This is a genomic window from Proteocatella sp. QWL-06 (genome assembly GCF_058684135.1).
In genome coordinates, this window is sequence record NZ_CM178755.1 from 2,248,490 (window position 1) to 2,272,369 (window position 23,880).

Consider the following 23,880-nt stretch of genomic DNA (forward strand, 5'->3'; position numbering starts at 1 on the left):
GCGTTAGTACGGTTTTTTGTTTAATACAGCCCCTGCCCGTTTTTCCAGGCAGGGGCTTTTGATTAATCATGAGTTAAATTGTATGTTCTGCCTATGCAGCGCTTTCAGCTTTCCAGCCGTCAACTACTGTAGTCACTACATTTTCCCAAGGCATTGTTCCCTGAGCATACTGAAGAAGAGCTGCTCCAAAGTTATCCTTGAATGTCTGGCTTGGGAATACTGTGAAGTTCCATGCTACGGATGTAGTTCCTTCTTTTTCCATCCATCTGATTACTTCTTTTGCAAGAGGATCTGCAGGTCTCTCTTCTTCTGTGAATGTATCAAACGGAGCTATGAAGTTAAGCTTCTCTATAACGAATTTCTTTCCAGTCTCGCTTGAATATAACCAGTAGATGAAGTCTGCAGCAAGCTTCTGATCTTCTTCTGAAGCCTGTGAGTTTATAGCAAAGAAGTTCTCAGTTCCTGTACAAAGTCCCTGTGTCTCTTCTCCTTCAACGCCTGTGTATATAGGCATGAATCTGATGTCATCCTCTGCAACAACGTTTCCGTCAACTTCATTGATCTGTGACCATGCCCAGTTTCCGTTCTGAACGAATGCACACTGTCCAAGAGCGAATTCTGCCATCGAATCTGCAACCTGCTTTGTTCCAAGAAGCTTGGAGTCTGTCGTTGAGTTGTTGATGTAAAGATCAAATATGTTCTTGTAATTGTCTGCATACTGGAACTGAATCTCTTTTGTTGCATCGCTTGCAAGGTCTATGTTGTTGTTCTTGAACTCATAGTATACAGGAATGTTTGCAAGGTGTGTCTGCCATCTCCAGTCTTCACCCGGCTTGAGTGAAGTACTTGCAAATGCACCCTTGATTCCAAGCTCATCTTTTTTAGCGGTCATGTCTTCTATAACTGCCTTGAAAGTTTCAAAGTTGTTGATTTCATCCATGGATGCAGCTTTTGGATCTGCTGTAGCAAAGTATTTTTCCATTATAGCGTTGTTGTAGATAAGTCCATATCCCTCAACTACATATGGAATTCCATATACGCCTTCGCCGTCTGTAACTGCAAGGCTCTTGTCAGTAAGATGGCTGTAAAGCTCTGTATCGCTGAGGTCAGCTGTGTAATCCTTCCAGCTTGCGTATCCCTTTGGTCCGTTTATCTGGAAAAGCGTAGGTGCGTCTTCTTTTGCAATCTCTGATTTAAGAGTCTGCTCATATGTTCCTGATGCCGCTGTTACTACGTTGAGCTTTACCCCTGTCTCTGCCTCGTATGCTGCCGCTATCTCATCATATACTTCAGCTATCTCCGGCTTGAAGTTTAAGTAATAGATTTCTCCTGATCCTGCTGCTGCGGCGTCCCCTGAATCTGTCGTTCCACCACATGCTGCAAGTGACATGGTCATCACTGCTGTAACTAAAAGTGCCAATAATCTTTTCATTTTTAACCCTCCCGTGAATTATTCAAATGCAGGAACCGTTACTGGAAACGTTTCCTGTTATGTATAAACCTATTATACTATCGTTTTCCCGCAAAAGTCAACCCTAATTTTTGCAAAATACGAAATATTAGTACTTGATGAGTAAATCATGATAACGGCCGCCTGTTTCAAAATCAGTCTGAAAGTAAAGAACAGCGAGCTTATCTTAATATGGCGATAAGCTTGCTGCTCTTAAGTTACTGAATCTTCAATTTATTTATCTGCTAGTTTGTACCCGCATTTCCCGGATTTCTTTACTTTGTAGAGCGCTTCGTCTGCCTTTGCCATGAGCCTTTCCGCAGTATCTCCATCTACCGGATAGAATGCTGCTCCCATGCTGCATCCGATCTCGAGAGTATACTTCTCGTCGTCAAAGGTGTCCTCGATTGTATATTCGCCCGTTATCTTTCTGAAGATCCTGTCCATGAATATTCCTTCGTTCTTCTCATCCTTTATGTCATGCAGATATATCACGAACTCGTCTCCGCCCGTCCTTATTATGAGGTCATTTTCTCTAAGTTCCTTCTTTATCCTGGTGGCAAGGTATTTCAGGACGCTGTCTCCGGCCTTGTGGCCGCGGGTATCGTTTATCTCCTTAAAATCGTCTATGTCAAGGACTGCGATGCAGCTGATAAGTTCTTTCTCTCCTGCTTCGCTGAGTCTCTCCGCGAGTACGGTATCAAGCGCATACCGGTTGTATGCCCTTGTGAGCGAATCTCTTACTGCTCTTTCCCTCAGCTCATCCTCGGTCTTCTTTTTATCCGTAATATCGTTTATGAGTATGTTTGCTCCCGTTACCAGATCCCCCTCCCGGCTTGGCGTTATATGGACGCTCAGCCAGCTGTCTCTTCCCCATATGCTTTCATAGGATACGTCAAAGGACATCTGCAGGTCCCTGTCCATGCAGCTTCTCAGATTTTCTGAAAAGCCTGTTTTTACAAGTCTTGGAAGCTCAAGCAGATTTATCTTGCGGGTATCATGATATGAAGGAGAATCCATTATCTCGAGCAGCTTTCTGTTTGCATAGGTAACCTCGCCGCTGAGATTGCATGAAACGAACCCTATCGGCGCATACTCTGCAAGGGTGTAAAATCTTCGCTGGCTTGATCTCAGTGACTTTTCCAGACGGGTTTTTTCGATGAACTGTCCCAGCTGAGAGAGATACAGCATGAACAGATCATGATTCTTCAGCTTTTCGCCTTTTCTGAACAGAAGTATGAAGTCTCCTATGTGTTTTTCAGTCTTTCCTATCCTGGCGACAGCAGCTGCACCAGTGTCAAAGGTCTCCTCTATCTGATCCATCAGCTGTTTCTCGACTGCATCCCCTGCAAGCTCATGGATAGATGCAAAGTGCGTTATTGCGCTATCATTAAACAGTGCCTGCCTCTGAGAAGAATTTTCCCATTTCTTACCTACGAAGTCCATGTCCATTTCAACCAGTCTTTCCTTCATGCTTTCTGCGATTCCGTGGATGGAGACAGTCACTGTCTTATTATCTTCCCGGCTTAAAATATTCAGTGCGGCATACTCCGCCCCTGAGAGATCGCAGGCCAGCCTCGTTATTTCCTCGTAGTCTATATAACTTCCCATGTTTTCCCTGAAATATTCAGTTGTCTCCTGTATCTTCTTTTCGAAGGTCATGTCGTGAAAAAGGGTTACGAACTGATTTTTCGATACAGGATATGCCTTCACATGATAATGCCTTCTGAACTCAGTAGAATATTCCTCAAATTCACTGGTTTCCTGATTTGAAAGCACTTTCCCGAATATGCCTACCCATTTCATGGCATGCTCCCTGTCTCTTGCTATATCCTGTACAAATCTTCTGCCTATGACTTTATCCATTTCAAGCCCAGTGAATTCCTCAAATGCCCTGTTGACATCCAGGAAAACATAATCTGTCATATTCCCGGATTCGTCAAATACAGCTTCATGACATGCAAATGCACATGATGCCTGCTGAATGGCTCCTCTGTATATATTTTCGTCCACCTTTTTCTCCTTCGCCTTCATTACTTTCCGATCTCTTATAGCATCTCTATGTATTATACTTTATCCCGAATTTTTTGACAATCTGTTTAATTTCCAGGCTTGCTTAAAAACCCCTGAAATTCACGGACATCCGTCAATTTCAGAGGTTTCATCTCATTTTAAAAAGTCTGTCCGCTCTCCGCGATTAAACAATTCCCATGCCCCACTCCACGGCAATGGCAACGATCACCACGAGCACGGAGACTATGAATCCGTGCAGCATCGGAGCAAAGCCTGCTTTTTTCATATCCTTAAAACTCGTATTCAGGCCTATGGCTGCCAGAGCAGCTACCATCAGGAATTTGCTCAGCTCTTTGGCCGCACCTGAAGCAGCAGCCGGGATGAAACCCATGCTGTTTACAACAGAGAGTCCTACGAAGCCCAGTATGAACCATGGAAACAGGGAGATGAAGTTAACTTTCCCGCTCAGGCTCTCACCAGACTTCCCCTCGCTGCAAAGCTGAGATTTCTGCTTGAGCCTTATGTTGATAAGCGCAAATATTATTACAGCAGGTATTATCGAAAGAGTCCTCGTAAGCTTTACCATCGTGGCAAAATCACCTGCTGATTCGCTGAATGCATAGCCGGCTGCTACAACGCTCGATGTATCATTTACAGCCGTTCCTGCCCAGAGCCCGTAGGCCATGTCGCTTAGTCCGAGCCAGTGCCCCATTATTGGAAACAGCACTATCATGGCCATATCGAACAGAAATGTCGCTGACATCGCATACGCTATTTCCTTGTCTTCTGCATCAATGACCGGCGCGATTGCCGCAATTGCCGAGCCTCCGCAGATTCCAGTCCCGGCAGAAATGAGATTGGACAGCTCCCAGTTGAGCCCCAGGGCCTTTCCTATGAAATATCCCCCTCCAAAGCATGTAAGAAGTGTAAATATCATTACCGAAAGAGATATTTTTCCTACTGTCAGTATGGTGTTTACGCTCAGCGAGGCTCCCAGCAGGATTATGGCGAATTTGAGGATTTTCTTCGAGGTAAATTTTAGTCCTTCCTGCAGTATGTCCGGATTCCAGAACGAGTTTATCGTCATTCCTATGAACAGCGCTATTACAGAGGCCCCTACCAGATGTATCGGCATCAGTCCCTCTATGTACCTGGCACATAGCGCTATAAGTACGGCTACCACAAAGCCCGGGATTATTTTTGATTTCGATCTTATGAGTTCCATTTCAAAATTTCTCCTTCACAGCTTGATTGTATTTTATATTCCTGATATATCTTCCATGTTTATTTTATACCGGATTAATGATAAAATAAAATAATCATTTGTAATATATCGATAAATAATAATTATCAATGAAAGGGGATATTTATCATGCTTGATACCCGAATCTATACGTTCTTAAAGCTCTGCGAACTCATGAACTACAGAAAGACTGCCGAGTCACTCAATATGTCCCAGCCTGCGGTCACGCAGCAGATCCATTTTCTGGAAAGAGAGTATGGCTGCCGGCTGTTTGAATACAACGGAAGGGTTTTATCCAAAACGCCAAAGTGCACAGAGCTTGAGGTATATGCCCGTTCGGTCGTATACAACGACACTGTCATGAGGAGAAACATAGAAAAGCCTCCGGTCAGAAAGATATCTGTCGGAGCCACAAAAACCGTAGGGGATTACATAATCCAGGAGAAGGTCATGGATCTGCTTAAGCTTGAGGATATAGAGCTTGAGCTTGTCATAGATAATACTCAGTACCTTTTGGGCAGGCTGAATGCCCTGGAGCTGGACATTCTTCTTATAGAGGGTTCCTTTGACAAGGACAGCTACGGATTCAGGCTTCTCAGACAGGAAGAGCTCGTTGGGATCTGCTCCGGCGAGCACCCATTCGCAAACCGCACTGTAAGCCTTTCCAATCTGCTTGAGGAGCATATAATAATCAGGGAACCTGGCTCAGGAACAAGAAGCATATTTGAGCAGTTTCTTCAGCAGAGCAGCTATTCTTTCGACAGCTTTGCCCGAAAATCCGTAATAAGCAGCTTCCATCTGACGGAGCTTGCCGTGAGCGAGAACTGCGGGATATCCTTTGTATATGAATCCATTGCCAGAAGCAACAAGAATCTCCGCACCTTCAGGATTGAAAATGCAGAGATTCTTCATGAGTATAATTATGTTTTTTTAAAGGATACATGCGTAGATGAGCTTCTGGAGCTTATCTGTCTTTAACCTGGATTTTGAGGACCTCATACCCAAGCGTAGTTATCGCTTTTGCGATTTGCTCTGCCGATACCTTTTCAGAATCGAAGTCGAGCTTTACCTTGCTAGAGTTGAATAGCACATTCACGCTTTCCCTTACTACTCCGTCCAGCGATTTTACGGCATTTTCGATTTTCTGTGCACATGACGGACATGTCAATGTTTCCAACTGAATTACGATTTTTTGCATTTTAATGCCTCCCTTTCTGTTTCTATCTTAATCTGTATCTGAGCAGCCTCATGCCATTCAATATTACGACCAGTATGCTTGCCTCATGAACCAGCATACCTATAGACATATTCATCCACTCGCTGAAAAATACATTGGCAAGCAGGAATACTACGACTCCCACTGCTATCAATATGTTCTGGTGCATGTTATGAGCGGTGGCTTTTGCCAGCCCCAGTGCATGAGGCAGCCTGCTGAAGTTTGAGTTCATGAGCACGACATCAGAGGTCTCGATTGCTACGTCAGTGCCGCTTCCCATGGCAATCCCTATTTCCGCAAGGGCCAGCGAAGGGCTGTCATTTACTCCATCGCCTACGAATGCCACTATTTTATTCTCAGATTGCAATTTTTCAATATATCTGGATTTGTCCTCAGGAAGCATGTGGCCGTGAGCCTCTGTCAGTCCAAGTTCCTGAGCTACCAGATCTACGGTTCCCTGATTATCCCCTGAGAGGAGCACCAGGTTTCTGACCCCAAGCTTCTTCAGCTTCTGAAGATCCTCTTTTACCCCCGGACGAATCCTGTCACGGATTCCTGTAAGGATCCTCAGTTCTCCGTCTACCGATGTGAAAACAATTGAATTTCCATTTTTTTCAAGCCTTGCAGCAGCTTCACGGGCTTTTTCGCTTATGTGAACCTGTTCCTGCTCCATAAGCGCCATGTTTCCAACTGCTACACGATGTCCGTCTACGTTCGCTACGATTCCTCCGCCTTTTACGACATCAGTGCCTTCAACGGCATATCTTCTTACATCACCCAGATGCTGCACTATGGCTTTGGCGAGAGGATGGTCTGATTCTCTTTCGATGCTTGCCAGATAACCTGACACTTCGTCCTCATCTTCTTTGTCTTTATCTCTGTAAGTCTGCATTTCAGCCACTTCAGGGCTTCCTATGGTAAGTGTGCCCGTCTTGTCAAATACTATTGTGTCTACCTTGCTGAAATACTGGATGACCTCGCTGCCTTTGAGCAGAACGCCATTTTTAGCACCGTTGCCTATACCTGCCACGTTTGAAACCGGCACGCCTATGACAAGCGCCCCAGGGCATCCGAGAACCAGTATCGTGATGGAAAGTTCAATGTCTCGCGAGAATGCCCATACTATAAGGGCAAGCATCAGGACTGCAGGAGTGTAGTATCTGGAGAACCTGTCAATGAACCTCTCCGCCTCTGACTTTGAATCCTGCGCTTCTTCGACCAGCTCAATTATCTTTCCAAAGGTGGTATCCTCTCCTACACGGTCTGCAACGATCTTAATGGTTCCATTTTCGAGTATAGTGCCTGCATAAACTCCGGAGCCTTCCTCTTTACTTACCGGAACGGATTCTCCGGTTATGCTGGCCTCATTAATATGGCCTCCTCCGCTAAGAACCGTGCCATCTACAGGAACCTTTGCCCCGGTCCTGACCAGCAGGATGTCACCCACGTCTACTTCCTCTACCGCTACCTCTTCAAATTCGCCGTCCTCCATCTGTTTAAGGGCGCTTTCCGGCGCCATCTCAGTAAGCTCCTTTATGGCAGACCTGGTCTTATTAAGCGTGCGTTGCTCAAGATATGCTCCAAACAGGAACAGGAAGGTTACGATTGCAGATTCTTCAAATTCGCTGATTATGAAGGCTCCCGTTACTGCTATGGTAACCAGCAGATCTATACTCACGACCCGTACTCTTAATGCCTGAAAAGCCTGAATCGCGATTGGTACAGCTCCTGCGACAGAGGCCGCAATAAGGGCCCATCTGAATATGCCTGGATTTGCAAAGACCAGTTTTGCGGCATATGCAGCTGCAATTAATATTCCACTTACTAATGTTATATGATTTTTTCTGCTGAGTATGAATTTCTGCAAGTCATGCTCCCCCTTTCTTATCATGCCATTTTCCAAGTCTAAGCCTTATATGCTCTGTCCATCTCTGCCAGCATGTTGTAGACAGCCTGGTAGCTTTCGCACACGTCTGACGGTACTAAATAATTGTCTGTAATCTCGCGCAGTCTGGCAAATTCATCGCCTAATTCAGGTCTTTGCATACCTAATGCTTTTATCTTCTTGCTGATTGAATCAAACAGCCTCTTAACCTCATGAAACTCCGGATGGTTGCCTCCATGGACTCTTGCTACGATCGGAACATACTGCTCCAGAGTCGCAAGGTGTCTTTCTGCTGCCTCACTGAACATTGATTTTCCTGACATATTCTCCCCTTCTTTCTTTAGCTTATAATTATAATTTTTATTATCCTGCTGCATGTGGTTTGACAGGATCACACCAGAAGCAGGCTGTCCATATCCAGTATCTGAATCCTTTTGTTCGACTTCTGCTTTATATATCCTGCATCTTCAAGTTCATAGAACTTGCGGCTGATCGTCTCTGGTGTCGTACCCAGATATGATGCCAGATCCTTTTTGCTCATCGGAAGTATTATCTCCACATCGTGACTGTCTGAGTCAGCGCATTCTGCCAGGAAAAGCGCTATCCTTGTCTCTACTTTTTCGGTAGCAAAACGGGTGGTCTGCTTCTCCGACTGTTCGAGCCTGCTCGAAAATTCAGCCAGAACCTTCAGGGATATGGAGGGATATTTAAGGAGAAGCTTCTGAAGATCCGAGCGCCTTACCGTGCATATGCTTGTGTCTTCCATAGCGCATGCATAGGCTTCATGAATAGTCTCGCTGAATAAAGCCAGCTCTCCGGTGAAGTCTCCCGGGTTCAGAATTCGCAGCAGCTGCTCTTTTCCTGATTCAGAGAGCCGATATATCTTCACCCGGCCTTTGCTGACAATGTACAGAGAGTCCGACTCTTCACCTGCCCGATAAATATACTCTCCTTTTCTGTATGAAACAGAGTGAGTCACCGCCATTATTTCATCCATCTGACTCTTTTCAAGATGATTAAAAATCGGGACCAGAGCAACACAGCTTTCATGGTTTTCTGTATCATGATCATGGCTGTGATGATGGCCGTGGCTCTGATGTCCTGCATTCACTTTGTCAATCATTTCATTCTCCTTTCATGCCTTCTTATTTTATGCCCTCTTAGTAGTTTGATACCCAAAATTCTATTCTTGACCTCATTTTAGCTCAGCGTGAAGATAATAACCTTGATCCTGATCAAGTTTTGATAAAAAAACCATCTTCTGATAAGAATTCTTATCGAAAAGATGGTTTTTTATTATTTGGATTCTGATTATTTATTTTTCAGGTGGCTGTATTTGTCCTTGCTGTGCTTCTTGCTTTTTGCGCTTCCCGGAGTTATGCTTTTTCCGCTGTTTGCAGCAAGCGCTCTGCTCTGCTTCTCAGGGCTCTTCTTTGATGTAGATTTCCTGTTCGTGCTGTCGCTGTTGTTTCTTGTGTTTGCTCTCTTCTTGTTTACTGAGAATCCGAATTTGCCAAGGTTTCTGCCAAGCTCAAAGTATTCTCCATGGAGATATGAAACCAGCTCTGCCTTGTCCAGCATTATCTTTCCATTTCGGTTGACTATTGACTCATCTACATTTATTGCCAGGATCTCTGCGAGGAACATGTCATGGCTTCCGAGCTTTATGATCTGCTTTACCTTGCATTCTATGGATACTGGGCTCTCTTTTATAGAGGGAGCTGCAACGTGAGTGCTTTTTTCATATGTGAGTCCCGCTTTTTCCGCCTTGTCGTTTTTGGAGCCGCTTATTACTCCACAGAGGTCTGCTGCGTGTAAAAGGTCTTTTGTGGTAAGGTTGATGACGAATTCCTTACTTTTTTTTATCATGTCATATGAATGTCTCTCAGGCCTTATCGATATATATGTCGTAGGCGGCTTGGTGTTCACTATTCCTGTCCATCCAATTGTTATTATATTTGGATTCTTCATGTCTCCACATGATACCATCACTGGTGGCACTGCTCCAAACAGCGTGCCTGCCTTGAATTCTTTTTTCATTTTTTCTCCTGTTTCTGGGTGAATATCCGCTCTGCGGATCCGCTTTTATATAAAAAAAATAGCATGATTCCTTTCAGAAACCTGCCACACATTTAACACTGATGCTGTATGATTTTATGGCGGAGAGAGGGGGATTCGAACCCCCGATACAGTTCCCCGTATACACGCTTTCCAGGCGTGCTCCTTAAACCGCTCGGACACCTCTCCATATATTTGATTGCACTGTCACCAAATTATTTTACCACAGAATTTCTTTTTCATCAAGCAATATTATTTATATGCTGTTATCCCTATTCCAGAAATTTTTTCTGACATTCACTCAGCGCGATCGTCTTCTTTGGAGATATCTTCTTCATTGACTCAAAGAACTGGATCACCTTGCCTGCATATGGGATGTCTTCTCCTATATATTCCTTTGCAACTCGCTGTATATCTATGCCCACCTGGCATTTTTCATCATGGACCTTGCAGCGCCTGCACCTGGATACGGCTTCCTCAAGCTTTGCCGAGTAGTATGAATCCCTGTTTTTCATGTTCATTCTGTAAATCATATATACCAATGCCGCCAGAAGAACTGCAAAGCCGGATACCGGTATGATTCCAAGATAATCCTGAGGCAGAGATGCTGCAAGCCCTGCCGTTCCAAATCCGAGGAATACAAGAGATGCTATGAACTTCATGGTGACTTCCGGAATCTTCTTTCCGATAAGCTTTCCTGCTATTATGCCCACAAGGCTGACTGCTGCCATGCCGGCGGTCGTGCCAAGAAGGGTTATAAAAGGGTTTGCAGAATTGAGTCCCAGAGCCATCGCGCTCATCTGGGTCTTGTCTCCGAGCTCTCCGACAAAAAATGCAAGCGCTACGGTCAGTACCGGCCCGAATTTCATCTTCTGGTCTTCATCTTCCTCATCCTCAAAATCAAGTTTCATGGACCAGAGCCCGAAGAATATGAAAAGCGCGGAGGCTGCAATCTTTATCAAGCTCTCTGATGCAAATCCCGATACAAGCGAAGCGAGGGCTATTGCTATCCCGTGATTGAGGAACGAGCCTGCTATTACTCCTGTGAGCACCTGTCTCATTGTGAATCTCGTCGAAAATGCGAGCGCAAGCAGCTGGGTCTTATCTCCCATTTCTGCAAGGAATATGAGGGTGAATGCGGTTAAAAATGTGGTCATCTTTGTTCTCCTGTTTGTAAATTCCAGAACCGGGCAAGCTCATCATCTATATTGTGAAGGTTTATCTTCCTGCATGGATAATAGTCTGCGGGCAGCAGTCTCTGATACTGAAGCTCCATATATCTCTCGTCTATGAGGAGTATAACTCCTCTGTCGGATACCGTGCGTATGAGCCTTCCTGCAGACTGGAGCACCTTGTTTATGCCCGGGTATACATATGCATATTCAAAGCCCTGGTTTCTGTGTTCTTTAAAATACCTGTTTATTATCTCTCTTTCGAGGCATACCTGTGGCAGCCCTACTCCTACTATCGCAACTCCGATGAGCCGCTCTCCACGAAGGTCTATTCCTTCTGAAAACACTCCTCCCATTACGCAAAGGCCAGCATGAGTCCTGCTTGGAGAGTCCTCAAATCTCTCAAGGAACTCTTCTCTTTCTTCCTCGCTCATGTCGCCCGACTGCTGAAATACGGTAATCTCTTCATCCGAATTGCTGTATTTCTGCGTGTATTTGTCATAGACTGTGTTCATGTATCTGTATGACGGGAAAAATACCATGTAATTCCCGGTCCTGGAGCTTATCATCCTGTGGATGTAGTCTGCGACTTTTTCGTAGCTGTACTCTCTGTTCCTGTATTTTGTGGAGACATCCGGAGCTATCATTATCTTCCTGTTTTCAGGAAGAAACGGACTGCTGAACTCTGCAAGCACATCTCCTTCCTGATATGCGAGAAGGCTCCTGAAGTAGTCTCCGGGAACAAGAGTCGCCGAAAAGAATACGGCTGATTTTCCCTGATCCGTAGCCGCTCTTATCCTGCTGGCTGGATCGAGGCAGTAAAGCTTGGTCCTTGAGTATTTCTGGCCTTCTACATACATGAGATATGTCTCGTCAAACATCTCAAGCGCCTTGAGGAACCTGAGAACCTCGAAGTAGAAGGTGGTCAGCTTTTCGCTCTTTTCGTCCTGATTGTTCTCGAGAAGATAGTCCTCTATGCTCCGATTGAACTTCCTGAGGTCTTCTCCTAGTTTTTCGGGCGCCTCTTTTTCTACTGCGTGTTCGATCATCTCCCCATGGGAGTCTGTAAGATATTTTTTCCTGTGCCTCGTGAGGGCTCTCGAAAGTCTGCTGAGGGCGGTTTCGACTTCTTCCTGAGTCTCCCCATGTGAGTCTTTGAAGAGGCTGCGGAGCTCCTTTACATCTGAGTGGTCTATCACTGAGGAGTACATCTCCCTTGCCCGCTCCGGAAGGTTGTGAGCCTCATCTATGAGAAATACATAGTCCTGCTTCTGCTCCATCCCGAACAGCCTCTTGAGCGCTACATTGGGGTCAAAGAGGTAATTATAGTCACAGATTATGATATCGGATTCCATGGATATGTCAAGCTGAAATTCGAAGGGGCATACGCTGTGCTTTGACGCATATGCTTCTACAGCCTCCCTGTTTATGCAGTCTTTTTCACCAAGGATGTCTTCAACTGCAGCTCTGACTCTGTCAAAATATCCCTTTGCGTATGGGCAGTACTCCGGAATGCACCGTGTCTTTTCCATGAAACATATCTTGTCCTTGGCTGTTATGGTGAGATATTTTACCCTGGTTCCGCCTTTATTTATTGAATGCAGAGTATCCTCTGCTACTTTTCTTATCGTGGTCCTCGCCGTAAGATAGAATATTTTTTCGCTGTCCGTCACGCCCATGTTCTTGAGCGCCGGAAACAGCGTGGATATTGTCTTTCCTATTCCGGTTGGCGCCTGAAGATATATGTTCTTTTCGTCTCTGAGAGCCCTGTATACGGTAACCGCCATCTCCCTCTGATGTTTTCTGTAGTGAGGAAACGGGAACTCGAGCGAATTCAGGCTGAGATTCCGCATTTCTCTCCAGAGCTTCTTTTCTCTGAGCTTCTTCTCAAATGATCTCGTGAGGCCTTCAAAGAAACTGCTAAGCTCATCAAAGCTGAATCGGTTCTCAAAAACTCGTATTGCCTCCGTTACTGCATGGCAGTAGGTAAGCCTTATGTTTATTTCGTCAAGTTCATTCTGCAGGGCATATATATACCCGTAGCACTTTGCCTGCGCGCTGTGCAGCTCTTTTTCCTGTATCATGTCAAGAGGCCGCTTCGTGGTCTTTATCTCATCTACCGTGACTTTTGTCCCTGATTCCAGGTCCTCTGTTATTATGCCGTCTGCCCTGCCCTGGATCAAAAGCTCGAAATCGCTGTAATCCTTTATGTGCTGGAGAGTTACCTCGCTCTGATAGTTTTCGGGGGATTCTTCCTGTATCTTCCTGTGAAGCCTTATGCCGTCGAGTGCGCTCGCATTCGTAGTGAACCTGCTGTCAATGTCGCCTGAGAGCATACTGTAGTTTACCAGCTCTCTCACGGATATGGTGTATCTTATCCTTTTTTCCATTTCTTCTCCACGTAAAAACAGCCGGGCATTGTGCTGTGCCCCGCTGCATTAAGATAATTCAAGTTATTAACAGACCTGTTTTTCTTCGAGTATGTCCCTGAGTAGCTCTATTTCTTCATCCCTGAGATCTGCATGCTTGAGGTAAGTCTCAAAGAATTTCTTGAGTGAGCCCCCGTACATTTTTTCAATGTGCTCCTCTGATTCAGTAAACTGAACCATCTTCTTTGAGAGTCTTGAAGTGAGTATCGTCCTGTTCTTGTTCAGCACGCCTCTGTCTACCAGTCGCCTTATAACTGTGTATGTAGTCGATTTATTCCAGTTAAGCTGTTCTGCGCACATTTTTGAGAGTTCGCCGGTTGACATGGGTTCATTCTTCCATAAGATTTCCATCATTTTCAGTTCTGCATCGAATATTCGTATTCTCTCCATGGCTCTCTTTCCTTTTTGACAGTTTTTTAGTTATATGTTTACTCTATCAGAATTGTTGACTATGGTCAATACTTTAACGGACATATGCCACAAAAAGAATCCATAATGTTCCTTTTTACGGACACACTATGGATTTTTTGAGTAAACCATTATTTATTTTTTATATTCTTAAATATGCTTTCCTGTCTTACCAGTTGCATGCTCTTATCTGGAAATGCGCCTGAGAATGATCACATACTGGACATTTTGGAGGTGCCTGAAGGCTCTCAACTATATAGCCACAGTTGTCACAATGCCACTGTACTTTTTCTTCTCTTCTGAACACCTGTCCGCTCTGGATATTTTGAAGAAGATCCTTGTATCTGTCTTCGTGCTCTTTTTCTATCTCAGCTACCTTGCTGAAAAGGAATGATATGTGGTCAAATCCTTCTTCTTTAGCTTCTTTTGCAAATGTAGGATACATTTCATTCCACTCGTAGTTCTCGCCTTCAGCTGCATGCATAAGGTTTTCTACTGTATCAGCGCTGATTCCGTCAAGAAGCTTGAACCACATCTTTGCGTGCTCTTTCTCGTTGTTAGCTGTCTCTTCGAATATCTTTGAAATCTGAACATATCCCTGTTTCTTTGCAATGCTTGAATAATAAGTATATTTGTTTCTTGCCATTGACTCTCCTGCGAATGCGTCAAGCAGGTTCTTCTCGGTTTTTGTACCTTTTAAGCTTTTTACTTCTGCCATTTTAATGTTCTCCTTCTCATTTTTATATTTTATTTTATTGCTGACATTTTTTGCTGCAGTGCGGGCATATTCCTCTGAAGATTATCTCATGTCCGCTTACCGTAAATCCTGATTTTTTCAGAAAATCCGTGTCCATGCTGATCATCCTGTCTGCAAGTTCTCCCGCTTCTGCCGGAACATCGTATACATTTCCACAAAGGTCACACCTTATATGGTTGTGGTCTGTCATGGTATGGTCGAATCTGTCCGCCCCATCCATAACCATTACCTTCTGTATGACATCTTCCTCTACAAGCATGTTGAGGTTTCTGTACACAGTCCCCTTGCTTATATTCTTGTATGTCTTGATAATGTGCCTGTACACTTCTTCTGCAGTAGGATGGTTTTGAAGGCTTTGCACTGCATCTAGCACAAGCTTTTTCTGTATAGTGTTTCTTCTCTGTACAGGTCTTTCGCAGTCTGTACTTTCAATTTCATTTACAATTATCTTTTCCATTATTACACCTTGTTTCCTTACTGAGAATAGTTCCTACTTAGTAGTATATGGGTATTTTTAATTTCTGTCAAGCCCGATTTGCAAATACTGATTTCTTTTTCTGTTTTTTGTGGTAAAATTGTTTTGTATACTTATATGGAAACAGGAGGTTATCATGAGTACAATACTGATTATAGAGGATGAAAAGCCGATATCGGATATAATAAAGTTCAATCTTCAGAAGGAAGGATTTGACATACTTACTGCATATGACGGAAAGGAAGGCCTCGAAATGGCGCTTTCTGCAAATCCGGACCTGATACTTCTGGACATAATGCTCCCTGGAATGAACGGGTTTGACGTGTGCAAAAAGATAAGGGAGACATCAAATGTTCCTATAATAATGGCTACGGCAAAGGAAGAGGAAGTGGACAAGATACTCGGGCTCGAATTTGGCGCAGATGACTACATCACAAAGCCTTTCAGCGTGCGCGAGCTCACAGCCAGAGTTAAGGCAAACCTCAGAAGGACTGCCATGCCTGTCACAGCTCCTGAACATGACGATCATTCAAAGGATCTCATAAGCAGCGGCGATCTTTCGATAAATGTCTCAAAATATGAGGTCACTAAATCAGGCGACCCTGTGCCACTTACAGTACGGGAGTTCGAGCTGCTCAAATTCCTTGCCACTCAGCAGGAGCAGGTATTCTCACGCGAGCAGCTCCTCGAAAGAGTATGGGGATATGAATACTTCGGAGATATAAGGACTGTGGATGTGACAGTCAGGAGGCTGCGTGAGAAAATCGAGGATGACTCCGCAAAGCCTTCATATGTAATGACCAGACGTGGCGTCGGCTATTATTTCAAAGGTGAATGAGAAAGTCAGGAGAATAAAGAGTGTTTAAAAGTATACGCTGGAAACTGAGTATACTGTACTTTGTTCTGGTCTTTATTGCAATGGCCATCGTCGGCATATTCATAACCGACCGCCTGGAAGATTACAATCTGGATATTGTGCGTCAGAACCTGGTGTCTATTTCAAACAACACCATAAGAAGTATAATACCCGATTCGGACCTTCCCGATGCAAGAGAGTCCATACAGGACAGTATCGACATGATCACGCTTCCCATAGGCTACAGCATTTCAATAGTGGATGCGCTGGACTACAGCGTCATAGCATCTTCAAACGACAGCTTTACGGGAAAGAACAGCCTTGATGTCCTCGACAGAAAGGTCATAATGAGCAGCCTCACCCAGAAATCATATGAGCTCGATATCGTAAATCCGGCTCCGGGAAGCCCCATGGTAAAGATAATGGCGTTTTCCTTTATAAATGATGCAAACGGAGGAGGCTACATCATATATTCGAGTGCGAGCCTCGAAGGAGTCTACGCCTCGCTCAACACCGTCACGGATGTATTCCTCACTGCAACTCTCATAGCGCTTATCGTATCGCTTCTGGTAGGATTTCTGATATCAGGCTCTATAACTACGCCAATAAATGAACTCAACCTTAAGGCAAGCCTTATCGCAAAGGGAGATTTCTCGCAGAGGGTCAGCAATCACTCGAACGACGAGATAGGAATGCTCGGAAACACCTTCAACTATCTGACAAAACGGCTTGACAATACACTTGTTGAGATATCCTCAGAGAAGAGCAAGCTTGATGCGATAATAAACAACATGGCTGACGGGCTCATGGCTCTGGATGAGCATGGGTTCATAGTCCTTTACAACAAGGCTCTGCTCAAGCTCCTCAAGGCCCGCGACATAGATATATATGGAAGCTCTGTCCACGACATGGCGCTTCAGACAGGTCTCAAAATCTCATTTTCTGCAATAAAGAAATGTGTTTTTGATGAAAGCACAAATCATCTGGTAGTAAATGTCGGCGATGACAAGATCCTGAGGATATCTCCTGCCTATTACAGTGATGATGCCAAGAAGCAGACGGGCTTCATCCTTGTTTTTCAGGACATCACTGATGCTCAGAGGCTAGAGAATATGAGGAAGGATTTCGTAGCAAACGTGTCTCACGAGCTCAAGACCCCTATAACGACTATTAAGTCCTATGCAGAGACCCTTTCGAGCGGAATCGTCACAGAGCCTGAAATAGTTAGTGAGTTCCTCAGCGTCATCGAAAGTGAGGCTGACAGGATGACGGCCATAGTGAGGGATCTCCTCCAGCTGTCTCATTTCGATTTCAAGAAGGCTCAGTGGAGCTTTGAGCGCCATCCTATTGAAGATATAATAAAGGAATGCATAGAGCATCTTAAGATATATTATCTTGAAAAAAATCAGACCGTAAATCTTACGGCGGCAGATAATCCGAATATTTTAGTGGATAAAGCCAAGATCAAACAGGTTATCCTGAACATACTATCCAATGCAATAAAGTACACACCAGAGTTCGGAACTGTGGATATATCTGTTGATACTGTGGACAATTTTGTAGATATCTACATCAGCGATAACGGTATAGGCATCCCTGAAGAGGATATCGATCACATATTCGAAAGGTTCTACAGAGTGGACAAGGGACGCTCCAGACAGCAGGGTGGGACTGGACTTGGGCTTTCCATAGCTCAGGATATAGTTACTGCTCACGGCGGCACGATAAGCGCTTCATCAGAAATCAACAGGGGAAGTACCTTCAGGATAAGCCTCCCTGTGGATAACTCTGAAGTAATCCCGGAATTAAAGGGTTTAAATGTGTAAATCATTTTTAACTACTATGTAACCTGTTTGTAACATGAGCATAGTATAATGTTAAAGTGATGTAAGTATATATTAATGGAGAAAGGAGGTTGGCTGAATGAAAAAAGCAATCAGATTATCACTGATGACGATGTTCATATTTATTGCGTTCACTGCCATGTCATTTGCAGCGCCGGCAGACAGCATATCAGCTGATACTGTTCAGACACTATCGGAATCATTCAATTCAGAGCGCAGCGTCATCAACAAGCCAAAGGATTTTGTTCTCGCTACGATAGATGACAATGTCATAATATCCGGAATGGGAAAAGAAGGCGACAGGATAACTGTATCGCTCTACACAAGATCTGGAGATGAGTATGTTCCAATGAAGGATTCTATAGATTTTGAAATAGGACCAATAGGAGTCTTCACACAAGAGATTTCCCTCAAATATCAGACTTCAAAATTTCCAGTTGAGTCAAGGATTTCCAAGGATACACTTGTAGTCCTCACACTCAAAAGAGGTGATTCCGTTCTAAGGGATTACAGAGTAATAAAAGCTTCAGACAAAAATGATCTTCAGGAATCTCTAAGTACCTTGAGGAGTACAGGTTTCAGCACTTTCTCAGCAACGTCTGCTGTAAAGCCTTAATTTAACTGAAGGATGCCGATATGAATAAAAACCAGCTACGGAACTCTGCTATAATTTTTTTATTGATATCGTCGATAGTTCTTCTGTCCGTAAGGTTTGAATTGTTTGTCTCCCCTTCTTCCGTCACCGCAACGACTTTCGATGCCGTCGGAGTTGAAGGAATTTTAAAATCTTCTGTCAGGCCCACATCAATCATAATAAGATATGGTACCAACAACGTAACCAAATTAGTAGACAAGGATGGATTTTATTATCAGGAGGCGCGCATAGTGCTGAGGGATTCTTTGGGTGATATAACTGGAATTTCAGAAATTCCGGAGGAAGAATATCGTGAAACGAAGATTTCCAAGAGCATTCAGCTCGATTTTGAACCTGCTGTCAATCAAAGACTCCTTTACGGGAGTCTTTTTTTAGAAGACGGAAGCTTTGGCGATTTTGAAAATATCAGAGAAGTGCTCATGCCACTTGCAAATGACACTTCAATATATATAAGGACTTCAGATGGAAAATTTTTTAGGATAAGTAACAAGGCTATAAACTACATGCCTTATGTCGACAATCTGAGCAAGCTGAAATACGCAAAATACTATTCTCTCGAGGAGCTTTTTGATTCTTCAAGCGATGTGCTTATTTCTGAAAGTGCGATAAGCATTCCCGGCTACAGCACATATTCTCCTTTTAACGAGGATAATTCGGGACCGGTTTCAAGGTCAGTGTTTTCTTCCAGGTATGATTTTGCAAACCGCATACAGGAGCTCGATGGAACCACCATAACCTCAAACGATTACGGTAGAGAGCTGCTCAAGATATCGCCTGACGGAAGGGTCCTGTATTCAAATACCGATGCCCTGAGCAATCCTGTAAAGACCTCCATGACAAGCAGCCTCGTAATAGCGTATCTGTTCCTGGACAAGTTCAACCTTAACAATGACGTCTACACAGTCGAAGATGTCCGAGATTTTGCTGAGAACGGTACAAGCGGATATACCTTCACGCTTGCCCCTAGAATAGACGGTCTGAGAGCATGCCTGAAAAACGAAGATGTCAATACCGAGATAAGTGTGGTTAACGGCAGGGTTTACAGCTTCAGAGGCCTCTTCAGGACATATGAAGAAAGTACAGAAAAACCATCCGAAGCTGCTGATAGATATGTATTCAGCGCGCTGGATGTGCTTAACATAAACTATGATAACATCAAATCCCTCGTGGGATTCAAGGACAGCATCGAGCTTTTTGACAGGATTTCGCTCATCGATGTCGTTTATGTATACGACGATGAGCTTAACTACGTGCCTGCTTACAAGATGATAATCGGCGGAAAGATATTTTATTTTTCCACGCTGAGCGGGGAGGTTTTCTGATGGACTGGGACAAGGCAAAAAACTATCTGATAATGGCTCTTGCCGTTCTCAACATATTTCTTGTGATAAGCATAGTAAATCACAACAACAATGTGTCCATAGACAACATATATTTCTCGGAAAAATCGCTCACCGATCTCCATACAATGCTTGACCGCAGAAATGTGAAGATAACTACCGAGATACCGGAGGAAATCTACAATACCGGAACTGTCAACGTAGAATACCAGACACTCAGTGCAGCGGCTTATCCGCTTCTCTTTGAAGAATATCAGGACAGAATAAGCGTCAACTCTCTCAAGAAGCTGGTAATACTCGACAGCGAAATCAATATAGAGGACAGCGTCGACGCAGAGAATTTTGCCCTTAAATTCATCGCGAGATATCTTGGTGACTACACTTACGAGCTTAGAAACTATACTCAGGATGACGGAGTGATAACCTTTTTCTACAATCCGGTATATGAAGGCTTTGCCTATGAAGACAGCACTCTGAAATTCGAGTTTTCAGATGAAGGCATGAAGATCGTAATGATAGTAATGAAGCCAATCGACGTCTCCGCGACAAGGACGAATGCCATAACCAGCGTAGAGGCCATACTCAAGGCTTTCCCTTCGATGAAGGAGAATACAGTGATAACGCGGATAGATTTCATATATTACTTTGAGACTGCTTCAGCAGAGGATATCTATAAGGTAAAGAATGCCCGCGCATTCCCATGCTGGAGGCTCATGACCTCTGATAATGAATTATTTTATGTACCTGCACTCGAAAATTAGTGCAGCTGAAAAAGCTAAATTGGATTGAATATAAAAAAACTCAGCTCTAAGGATGTGTGTTTTCCTTCTCCGGGCTGAGTTTTTAGTTTCACATATTATTTTGACATACCGTATATCCGAGGCTTTTCACAAGCTCAATGTCACTCTTTGTACCAAGGCCGGCCGTAGTCAGCATATCACCGGTAATCGCGGCGTTTGCGCCTGACCTGAATGCCCTCTCTCCCCTGTCCGAAAGCAGGCTCCTGCCTCCTGCCAGCCTGATGTCGGCATCTGGAAGAATGAATCTGAACACCGCTATGGTCCTGAGGATTTCTTCTTCATCAAGAGGCCTGTTGCTTTCAAAGGGAGTGCCCTTTATCGGATTAAGTATGTTGACGGGCACGGATTTTATACCGAGCTCCCTGAGGTCCATGGCCATGTCGATACGGTCCTCTATCGTTTCTCCCAGCCCTATTATTCCTCCACTGCATACCTCCAGTCCAGCTCTCATCGCTTCTCTTATTGCTCTGAGTTTGTCATCGTAGCTGTGAGTCGTGCATATCTGAGGAAAGAATTCCCTTCCTGTCTCAAGGTTGTTGTGATAGCGGCTCACTCCGGACTCTCTGAGCCTCACAAAATCATCATATTCAAGAAGCCCGTGCGAGCTGCAAAGATACAGCCCAGTCTCTCTTTTAAGGCACTCATATATGCCGCAGACTCTGTCCAGTTCCTGAGAGCTGAGCCTTCGTCCTGAGGTCACGAGCGAATATCGCCTCACACCCTGAGATTCATTATGCCTCGCGTCTACGAGTATATCTTCTTCTGAAAGCAGGGGATATGTCTCTGAAAAAGTTTCGTAATGAGATGACTGGCTGCAGAATCTGCAGTTTTCAGAGCAGCTCCCGCTCTTTGCGTTTATTATGGTACAGAGATCAAAGTGGTCCTTGCGAAATCTCCTTCTCAGATCATCGGCTGCAGAAAGAAGCTCATCCAGAGGCGATTCAAAAAGCTCCAGTGCCTGACGGCGCGTTATCAGTTCCATGAGCGTCTCTGCCTCCTGATAATCGGAACCAGCTTTTTGCCAAGGAATCCGCATATAATGCAGGTCGTGATGTCTCCCGGAATGAACATCATCATGCCATAGCTGAGCGCCGCCTTTACACCGAGAGGGCTGTCTATCATAAAATTCGATATCATGTAAAGGTATGGGACTCCGATGAGATATACCGTTAAGAGTCCTGCAAGGCTTGCTCCCAGGACATGAAAGAATCCAGGATTTTCAAATCTTTCAACTATTTTTCCCGTAAGATATGAGCCTGCCATGAATCCTACCAGATATCCGAATGTAGGCTGAAATATATATCCGATTCCTCCGCCTTTGGTAAATACGGGAATCCCTATGAGTCCTATTGCTATATATATTCCTGTAGACATGGCTCCCAGCCTTGATCCGAGGAGTATCCCCGCCAGAGTGGTGAACATGAGCTGCATGGTGAACGGCACATACGGAAGAGGAACCTTTATGAATGCTCCTATTGCTATAAGCGCTGCAAAGAGAGAGCACAGAATCATCTCTTTTGTACTTATTTTTCTTTTTATTCCTGATGATGTTTCCAAAATTACCCCCTGAATTAACTGTTATATTATAGTCTTTACCTGATCAGTTTTTCTCATTATATAACTAAAGAAAACCCATGTCAACCAAATTTTATTTTTGGTTGACATGGGTTTGTGTCAGATTTGATTATGGCTGCTATTTTTCTATACAATCTTTACGATTTCAAAAATCTGGCTCAGCTCATTTATTTCATAATGAGGTACTATATCCGATATTTTTTCGTCAAAGCGGTTGAGCCAGCAGGTGTCCATGCCCATGTTCATCCCGCCGAGTATGTCGGCGTTGAGCGAATCTCCCACTATCAGGGTCTTCTTTGGATCATATTCCGGAATCTGCGCCGTCACTGTCTCAAAGAATTCTCTCATGGGCTTCTGGTATCCTATATCATCCGATACGAATATCTTCTCGAAATAAGTGTCCATCTTCGCATCTGAGAGCCTCCTGTACTGTGTGCTCGAGACTCCATTTGTCACTACATAGAGACGGCATCTTGAGTGAAGATATTCCAGAACATCATGTGCTCCTTCTATCTGGTCATGCTGCATGTCCAGATACCTTCGATATCTTTGTTCCATATCTTCTCCGTCTACTTCGATCCCATAATTCCTGAAAAGCATGGTAAATCTGCTGCGGAATATATAATCTCTGTCTGTCTCACCTTTTTCAAAATTGAGCCATAGCATTCGGTTTATCTTTCTGTATTCATTTATTATCCTGCTGTTTTGTGGTGCTCCTATTTCGCTGAACAGACTGCGGAGCGCCTGTTCTTCTCCTTTTTTGAAGTCAAGGATCGTGTCATCCACATCAAACATTATCGTATTGTATTTTATCATATCATTAACCTGCTATCATAAAGTATGCCACTACTGCAATACCAAGAATTATCCTGTAGTATCCAAAAACCTTGAAATCATGCTTCTTTATATAACCCATCAGGAATTTGATGGCAAGGATTGAAACCACGAAGGCCGTAACCATCCCGACAGCCAGTATGACTGCCTCTGCCTGCGTGAATACCAGCCCGAACTTGACAAGCTTGAGAAGGCTCGCTCCCAGCATTACAGGTATTGCAAGGAAGAATGTGAACTCTGCCGCAACCGTCCTTGAAACTCCTATAAGTATCGCTCCTACAATAGTCGCCCCTGAGCGCGAAGTCCCCGGAATAAGCGACAGCACCTGAAATATACCTATTATTATCGCGGTCCCGTATGTTATATTCTCAATTGAATTTATCCTTGGAAGCTTTCCTCTGTTTCTGGTCTCTATAACTATGAAAAGCACCCCGTAAAGTATGAGTGTCACGGCTACTGTCTGATAATTGTAGAACATCGCATCTATCTGATCGTCAAACGGGATTCCGATAAGCGCTGCCGGAAGCACAGCTATTATTACCTTCAGCCACATCAGCATGGTTTCCCTGTCAAGAACTATCCTGGCCTTTGCATCTGCGATTTTCTGCTTCTTAAATGGAAACAGCTTGCTCCAGTAAAGCACTATTACTGCAAAAATAGCTCCCAGCTGTATGACTACGAAGAACATCTCCCTGAAGGCTTCTGATACATTGAGCTTTACGAATTCATCCACAAGTATCATGTGGCCGGTGCTGCTTATAGGAAGCCATTCTGTTATGCCTTCTACCACTCCCAGAAGTATTACCTTAAGTATTTCAGTAAAATCCATCCTCATTCTCCTTATTGATTTTTATTTTTCCAAAATATAAT

General features: G+C 44.1%; 23 protein-coding genes and 1 tRNA gene. 6 read left to right on the plus strand and 18 right to left on the minus strand.

From position 1 onward, the window contains the following. Positions 1 to 91 precede the first annotated feature (91 nt). The 3 genes from AC4PGZ_RS10780 to AC4PGZ_RS10790 form a co-directional block, all read right to left on the minus strand. Positions 92 to 1,432, minus strand: coding sequence for an ABC transporter substrate-binding protein (locus tag AC4PGZ_RS10780; protein WP_492158629.1), 1,341 nt, complete (start codon positions 1,430 to 1,432; stop codon positions 92 to 94). Between the two features lie 252 nt (positions 1,433 to 1,684). Continuing rightward, on the minus strand, positions 1,685 to 3,463 hold the full coding sequence (locus AC4PGZ_RS10785; protein ID WP_492158630.1) for a diguanylate cyclase: 1,779 nt from the start codon (positions 3,461 to 3,463) through the stop codon (positions 1,685 to 1,687). 184 nt (positions 3,464 to 3,647) lie between these two features. Further along, on the minus strand, positions 3,648 to 4,688 hold the full coding sequence (locus tag AC4PGZ_RS10790; protein WP_492158631.1) for a YeiH family protein: 1,041 nt from the start codon (positions 4,686 to 4,688) through the stop codon (positions 3,648 to 3,650). Between the two features lie 147 nt (positions 4,689 to 4,835). On the opposite strand from AC4PGZ_RS10790, the gene AC4PGZ_RS10795 reads away from it, so the two are divergent. Then, entirely contained in the window at positions 4,836 to 5,684 is an 849-nt protein-coding gene (locus AC4PGZ_RS10795; RefSeq protein WP_492158632.1) for a LysR family transcriptional regulator, read from the plus strand. Here AC4PGZ_RS10795 and AC4PGZ_RS10800 read toward each other — a convergent pair. The 11 genes from AC4PGZ_RS10800 to AC4PGZ_RS10850 form a co-directional block, all read right to left on the minus strand. After that, entirely contained in the window at positions 5,671 to 5,904 is a 234-nt protein-coding gene (locus AC4PGZ_RS10800) for a heavy-metal-associated domain-containing protein (protein WP_492158633.1), read from the minus strand. The two genes, AC4PGZ_RS10795 and AC4PGZ_RS10800, sit on opposite strands and share 14 nt — an antisense overlap. Before the next feature lie 22 nt (positions 5,905 to 5,926). Beyond that, positions 5,927 to 7,789: a heavy metal translocating P-type ATPase gene (locus AC4PGZ_RS10805; RefSeq protein ID WP_492158634.1), complete on the minus strand. Its 1,863-nt coding sequence runs from the start codon at positions 7,787 to 7,789 to the stop codon at positions 5,927 to 5,929. Positions 7,790 to 7,827: 38 nt separating this feature from the next. Further along, the gene (locus AC4PGZ_RS10810) at positions 7,828 to 8,130 is read right to left on the minus strand and encodes a hypothetical protein (protein ID WP_492158635.1); all 303 of its coding nucleotides are present in this window, start codon (positions 8,128 to 8,130) and stop codon (positions 7,828 to 7,830) included. A gap of 68 nt (positions 8,131 to 8,198) precedes the next feature. Further along, positions 8,199 to 8,930 (minus strand): Crp/Fnr family transcriptional regulator, encoded by a 732-nt coding sequence (locus AC4PGZ_RS10815; RefSeq protein ID WP_492158636.1) that lies wholly within the window; start codon positions 8,928 to 8,930, stop codon positions 8,199 to 8,201. Between the two features lie 188 nt (positions 8,931 to 9,118). Then, entirely contained in the window at positions 9,119 to 9,847 is a 729-nt protein-coding gene (locus tag AC4PGZ_RS10820; RefSeq protein WP_492158637.1) for a flavin reductase family protein, read from the minus strand. Between the two features lie 117 nt (positions 9,848 to 9,964). Continuing rightward, positions 9,965 to 10,054 (minus strand) — tRNA-Ser (locus AC4PGZ_RS10825). An 83-nt stretch (positions 10,055 to 10,137) separates the two neighbouring features. Further along, on the minus strand, positions 10,138 to 11,022 hold the full coding sequence (locus AC4PGZ_RS10830) for a TMEM165/GDT1 family protein (RefSeq protein WP_492158638.1): 885 nt from the start codon (positions 11,020 to 11,022) through the stop codon (positions 10,138 to 10,140). Further along, complete coding sequence (locus tag AC4PGZ_RS10835; protein WP_492158639.1) at positions 11,019 to 13,427, minus strand: ATP-dependent DNA helicase; 2,409 nt, start codon at positions 13,425 to 13,427, stop codon at positions 11,019 to 11,021. The genes AC4PGZ_RS10830 and AC4PGZ_RS10835 overlap by 4 nt, the downstream gene beginning before the upstream one ends. A gap of 66 nt (positions 13,428 to 13,493) precedes the next feature. Further along, positions 13,494 to 13,856, minus strand: a complete 363-nt coding sequence (locus AC4PGZ_RS10840) for a BlaI/MecI/CopY family transcriptional regulator (RefSeq protein ID WP_492158640.1) — start codon at positions 13,854 to 13,856, stop codon at positions 13,494 to 13,496. Between the two features lie 187 nt (positions 13,857 to 14,043). Continuing rightward, entirely contained in the window at positions 14,044 to 14,592 is a 549-nt protein-coding gene (gene rbr, locus AC4PGZ_RS10845) for a rubrerythrin (protein ID WP_492158641.1), read from the minus strand. A 34-nt stretch (positions 14,593 to 14,626) separates the two neighbouring features. After that, positions 14,627 to 15,088, minus strand: coding sequence for a Fur family transcriptional regulator (locus AC4PGZ_RS10850; RefSeq protein ID WP_492158642.1), 462 nt, complete (start codon positions 15,086 to 15,088; stop codon positions 14,627 to 14,629). Between the two features lie 154 nt (positions 15,089 to 15,242). Between AC4PGZ_RS10850 and yycF the strand changes: the two genes are divergently transcribed. The 5 genes from yycF (at position 15,243) to yycI (ending at position 20,562) form a co-directional block, all read left to right on the plus strand. Further along, complete coding sequence (gene yycF / locus AC4PGZ_RS10855) at positions 15,243 to 15,944, plus strand: response regulator YycF (protein WP_492158643.1); 702 nt, start codon at positions 15,243 to 15,245, stop codon at positions 15,942 to 15,944. Positions 15,945 to 15,964: 20 nt separating this feature from the next. Continuing rightward, a complete protein-coding gene (locus AC4PGZ_RS10860) occupies positions 15,965 to 17,788 on the plus strand; it encodes an ATP-binding protein (protein ID WP_492158644.1) in 1,824 nt (607 codons plus the stop codon). A 97-nt stretch (positions 17,789 to 17,885) separates the two neighbouring features. Then, positions 17,886 to 18,422 (plus strand): hypothetical protein, encoded by a 537-nt coding sequence (locus AC4PGZ_RS10865; RefSeq protein ID WP_492158645.1) that lies wholly within the window; start codon positions 17,886 to 17,888, stop codon positions 18,420 to 18,422. A 20-nt stretch (positions 18,423 to 18,442) separates the two neighbouring features. After that, on the plus strand, positions 18,443 to 19,783 hold the full coding sequence (locus AC4PGZ_RS10870) for a hypothetical protein (RefSeq protein ID WP_492158646.1): 1,341 nt from the start codon (positions 18,443 to 18,445) through the stop codon (positions 19,781 to 19,783). Further along, the gene (gene yycI, locus AC4PGZ_RS10875) at positions 19,783 to 20,562 is read left to right on the plus strand and encodes a two-component system regulatory protein YycI (protein ID WP_492158647.1); all 780 of its coding nucleotides are present in this window, start codon (positions 19,783 to 19,785) and stop codon (positions 20,560 to 20,562) included. Before AC4PGZ_RS10870 ends, yycI begins: the two co-directional genes overlap by 1 nt. An 88-nt stretch (positions 20,563 to 20,650) precedes the next feature. On the opposite strand, the gene bioB is transcribed toward yycI, so the two are convergent. From bioB to AC4PGZ_RS10895, 4 genes are all read right to left on the minus strand, one after another. Then, positions 20,651 to 21,583 carry a biotin synthase BioB gene (bioB, locus tag AC4PGZ_RS10880; protein WP_492158648.1) on the minus strand — a complete coding sequence of 311 codons (933 nt, stop codon included), beginning with the start codon at positions 21,581 to 21,583 and terminating at the stop codon, positions 20,651 to 20,653. Continuing rightward, entirely contained in the window at positions 21,574 to 22,158 is a 585-nt protein-coding gene (locus AC4PGZ_RS10885) for a biotin transporter BioY (RefSeq protein WP_492158649.1), read from the minus strand. Before AC4PGZ_RS10885 ends, bioB begins: the two co-directional genes overlap by 10 nt. 144 nt (positions 22,159 to 22,302) lie before the next feature. Then, positions 22,303 to 22,992, minus strand: a complete 690-nt coding sequence (locus tag AC4PGZ_RS10890; RefSeq protein WP_492158650.1) for a YjjG family noncanonical pyrimidine nucleotidase — start codon at positions 22,990 to 22,992, stop codon at positions 22,303 to 22,305. A gap of 4 nt (positions 22,993 to 22,996) precedes the next feature. After that, positions 22,997 to 23,839 carry an undecaprenyl-diphosphate phosphatase gene (locus tag AC4PGZ_RS10895; protein WP_492158651.1) on the minus strand — a complete coding sequence of 281 codons (843 nt, stop codon included), beginning with the start codon at positions 23,837 to 23,839 and terminating at the stop codon, positions 22,997 to 22,999. Between the last annotated feature and the right edge of the window lie 41 nt (positions 23,840 to 23,880).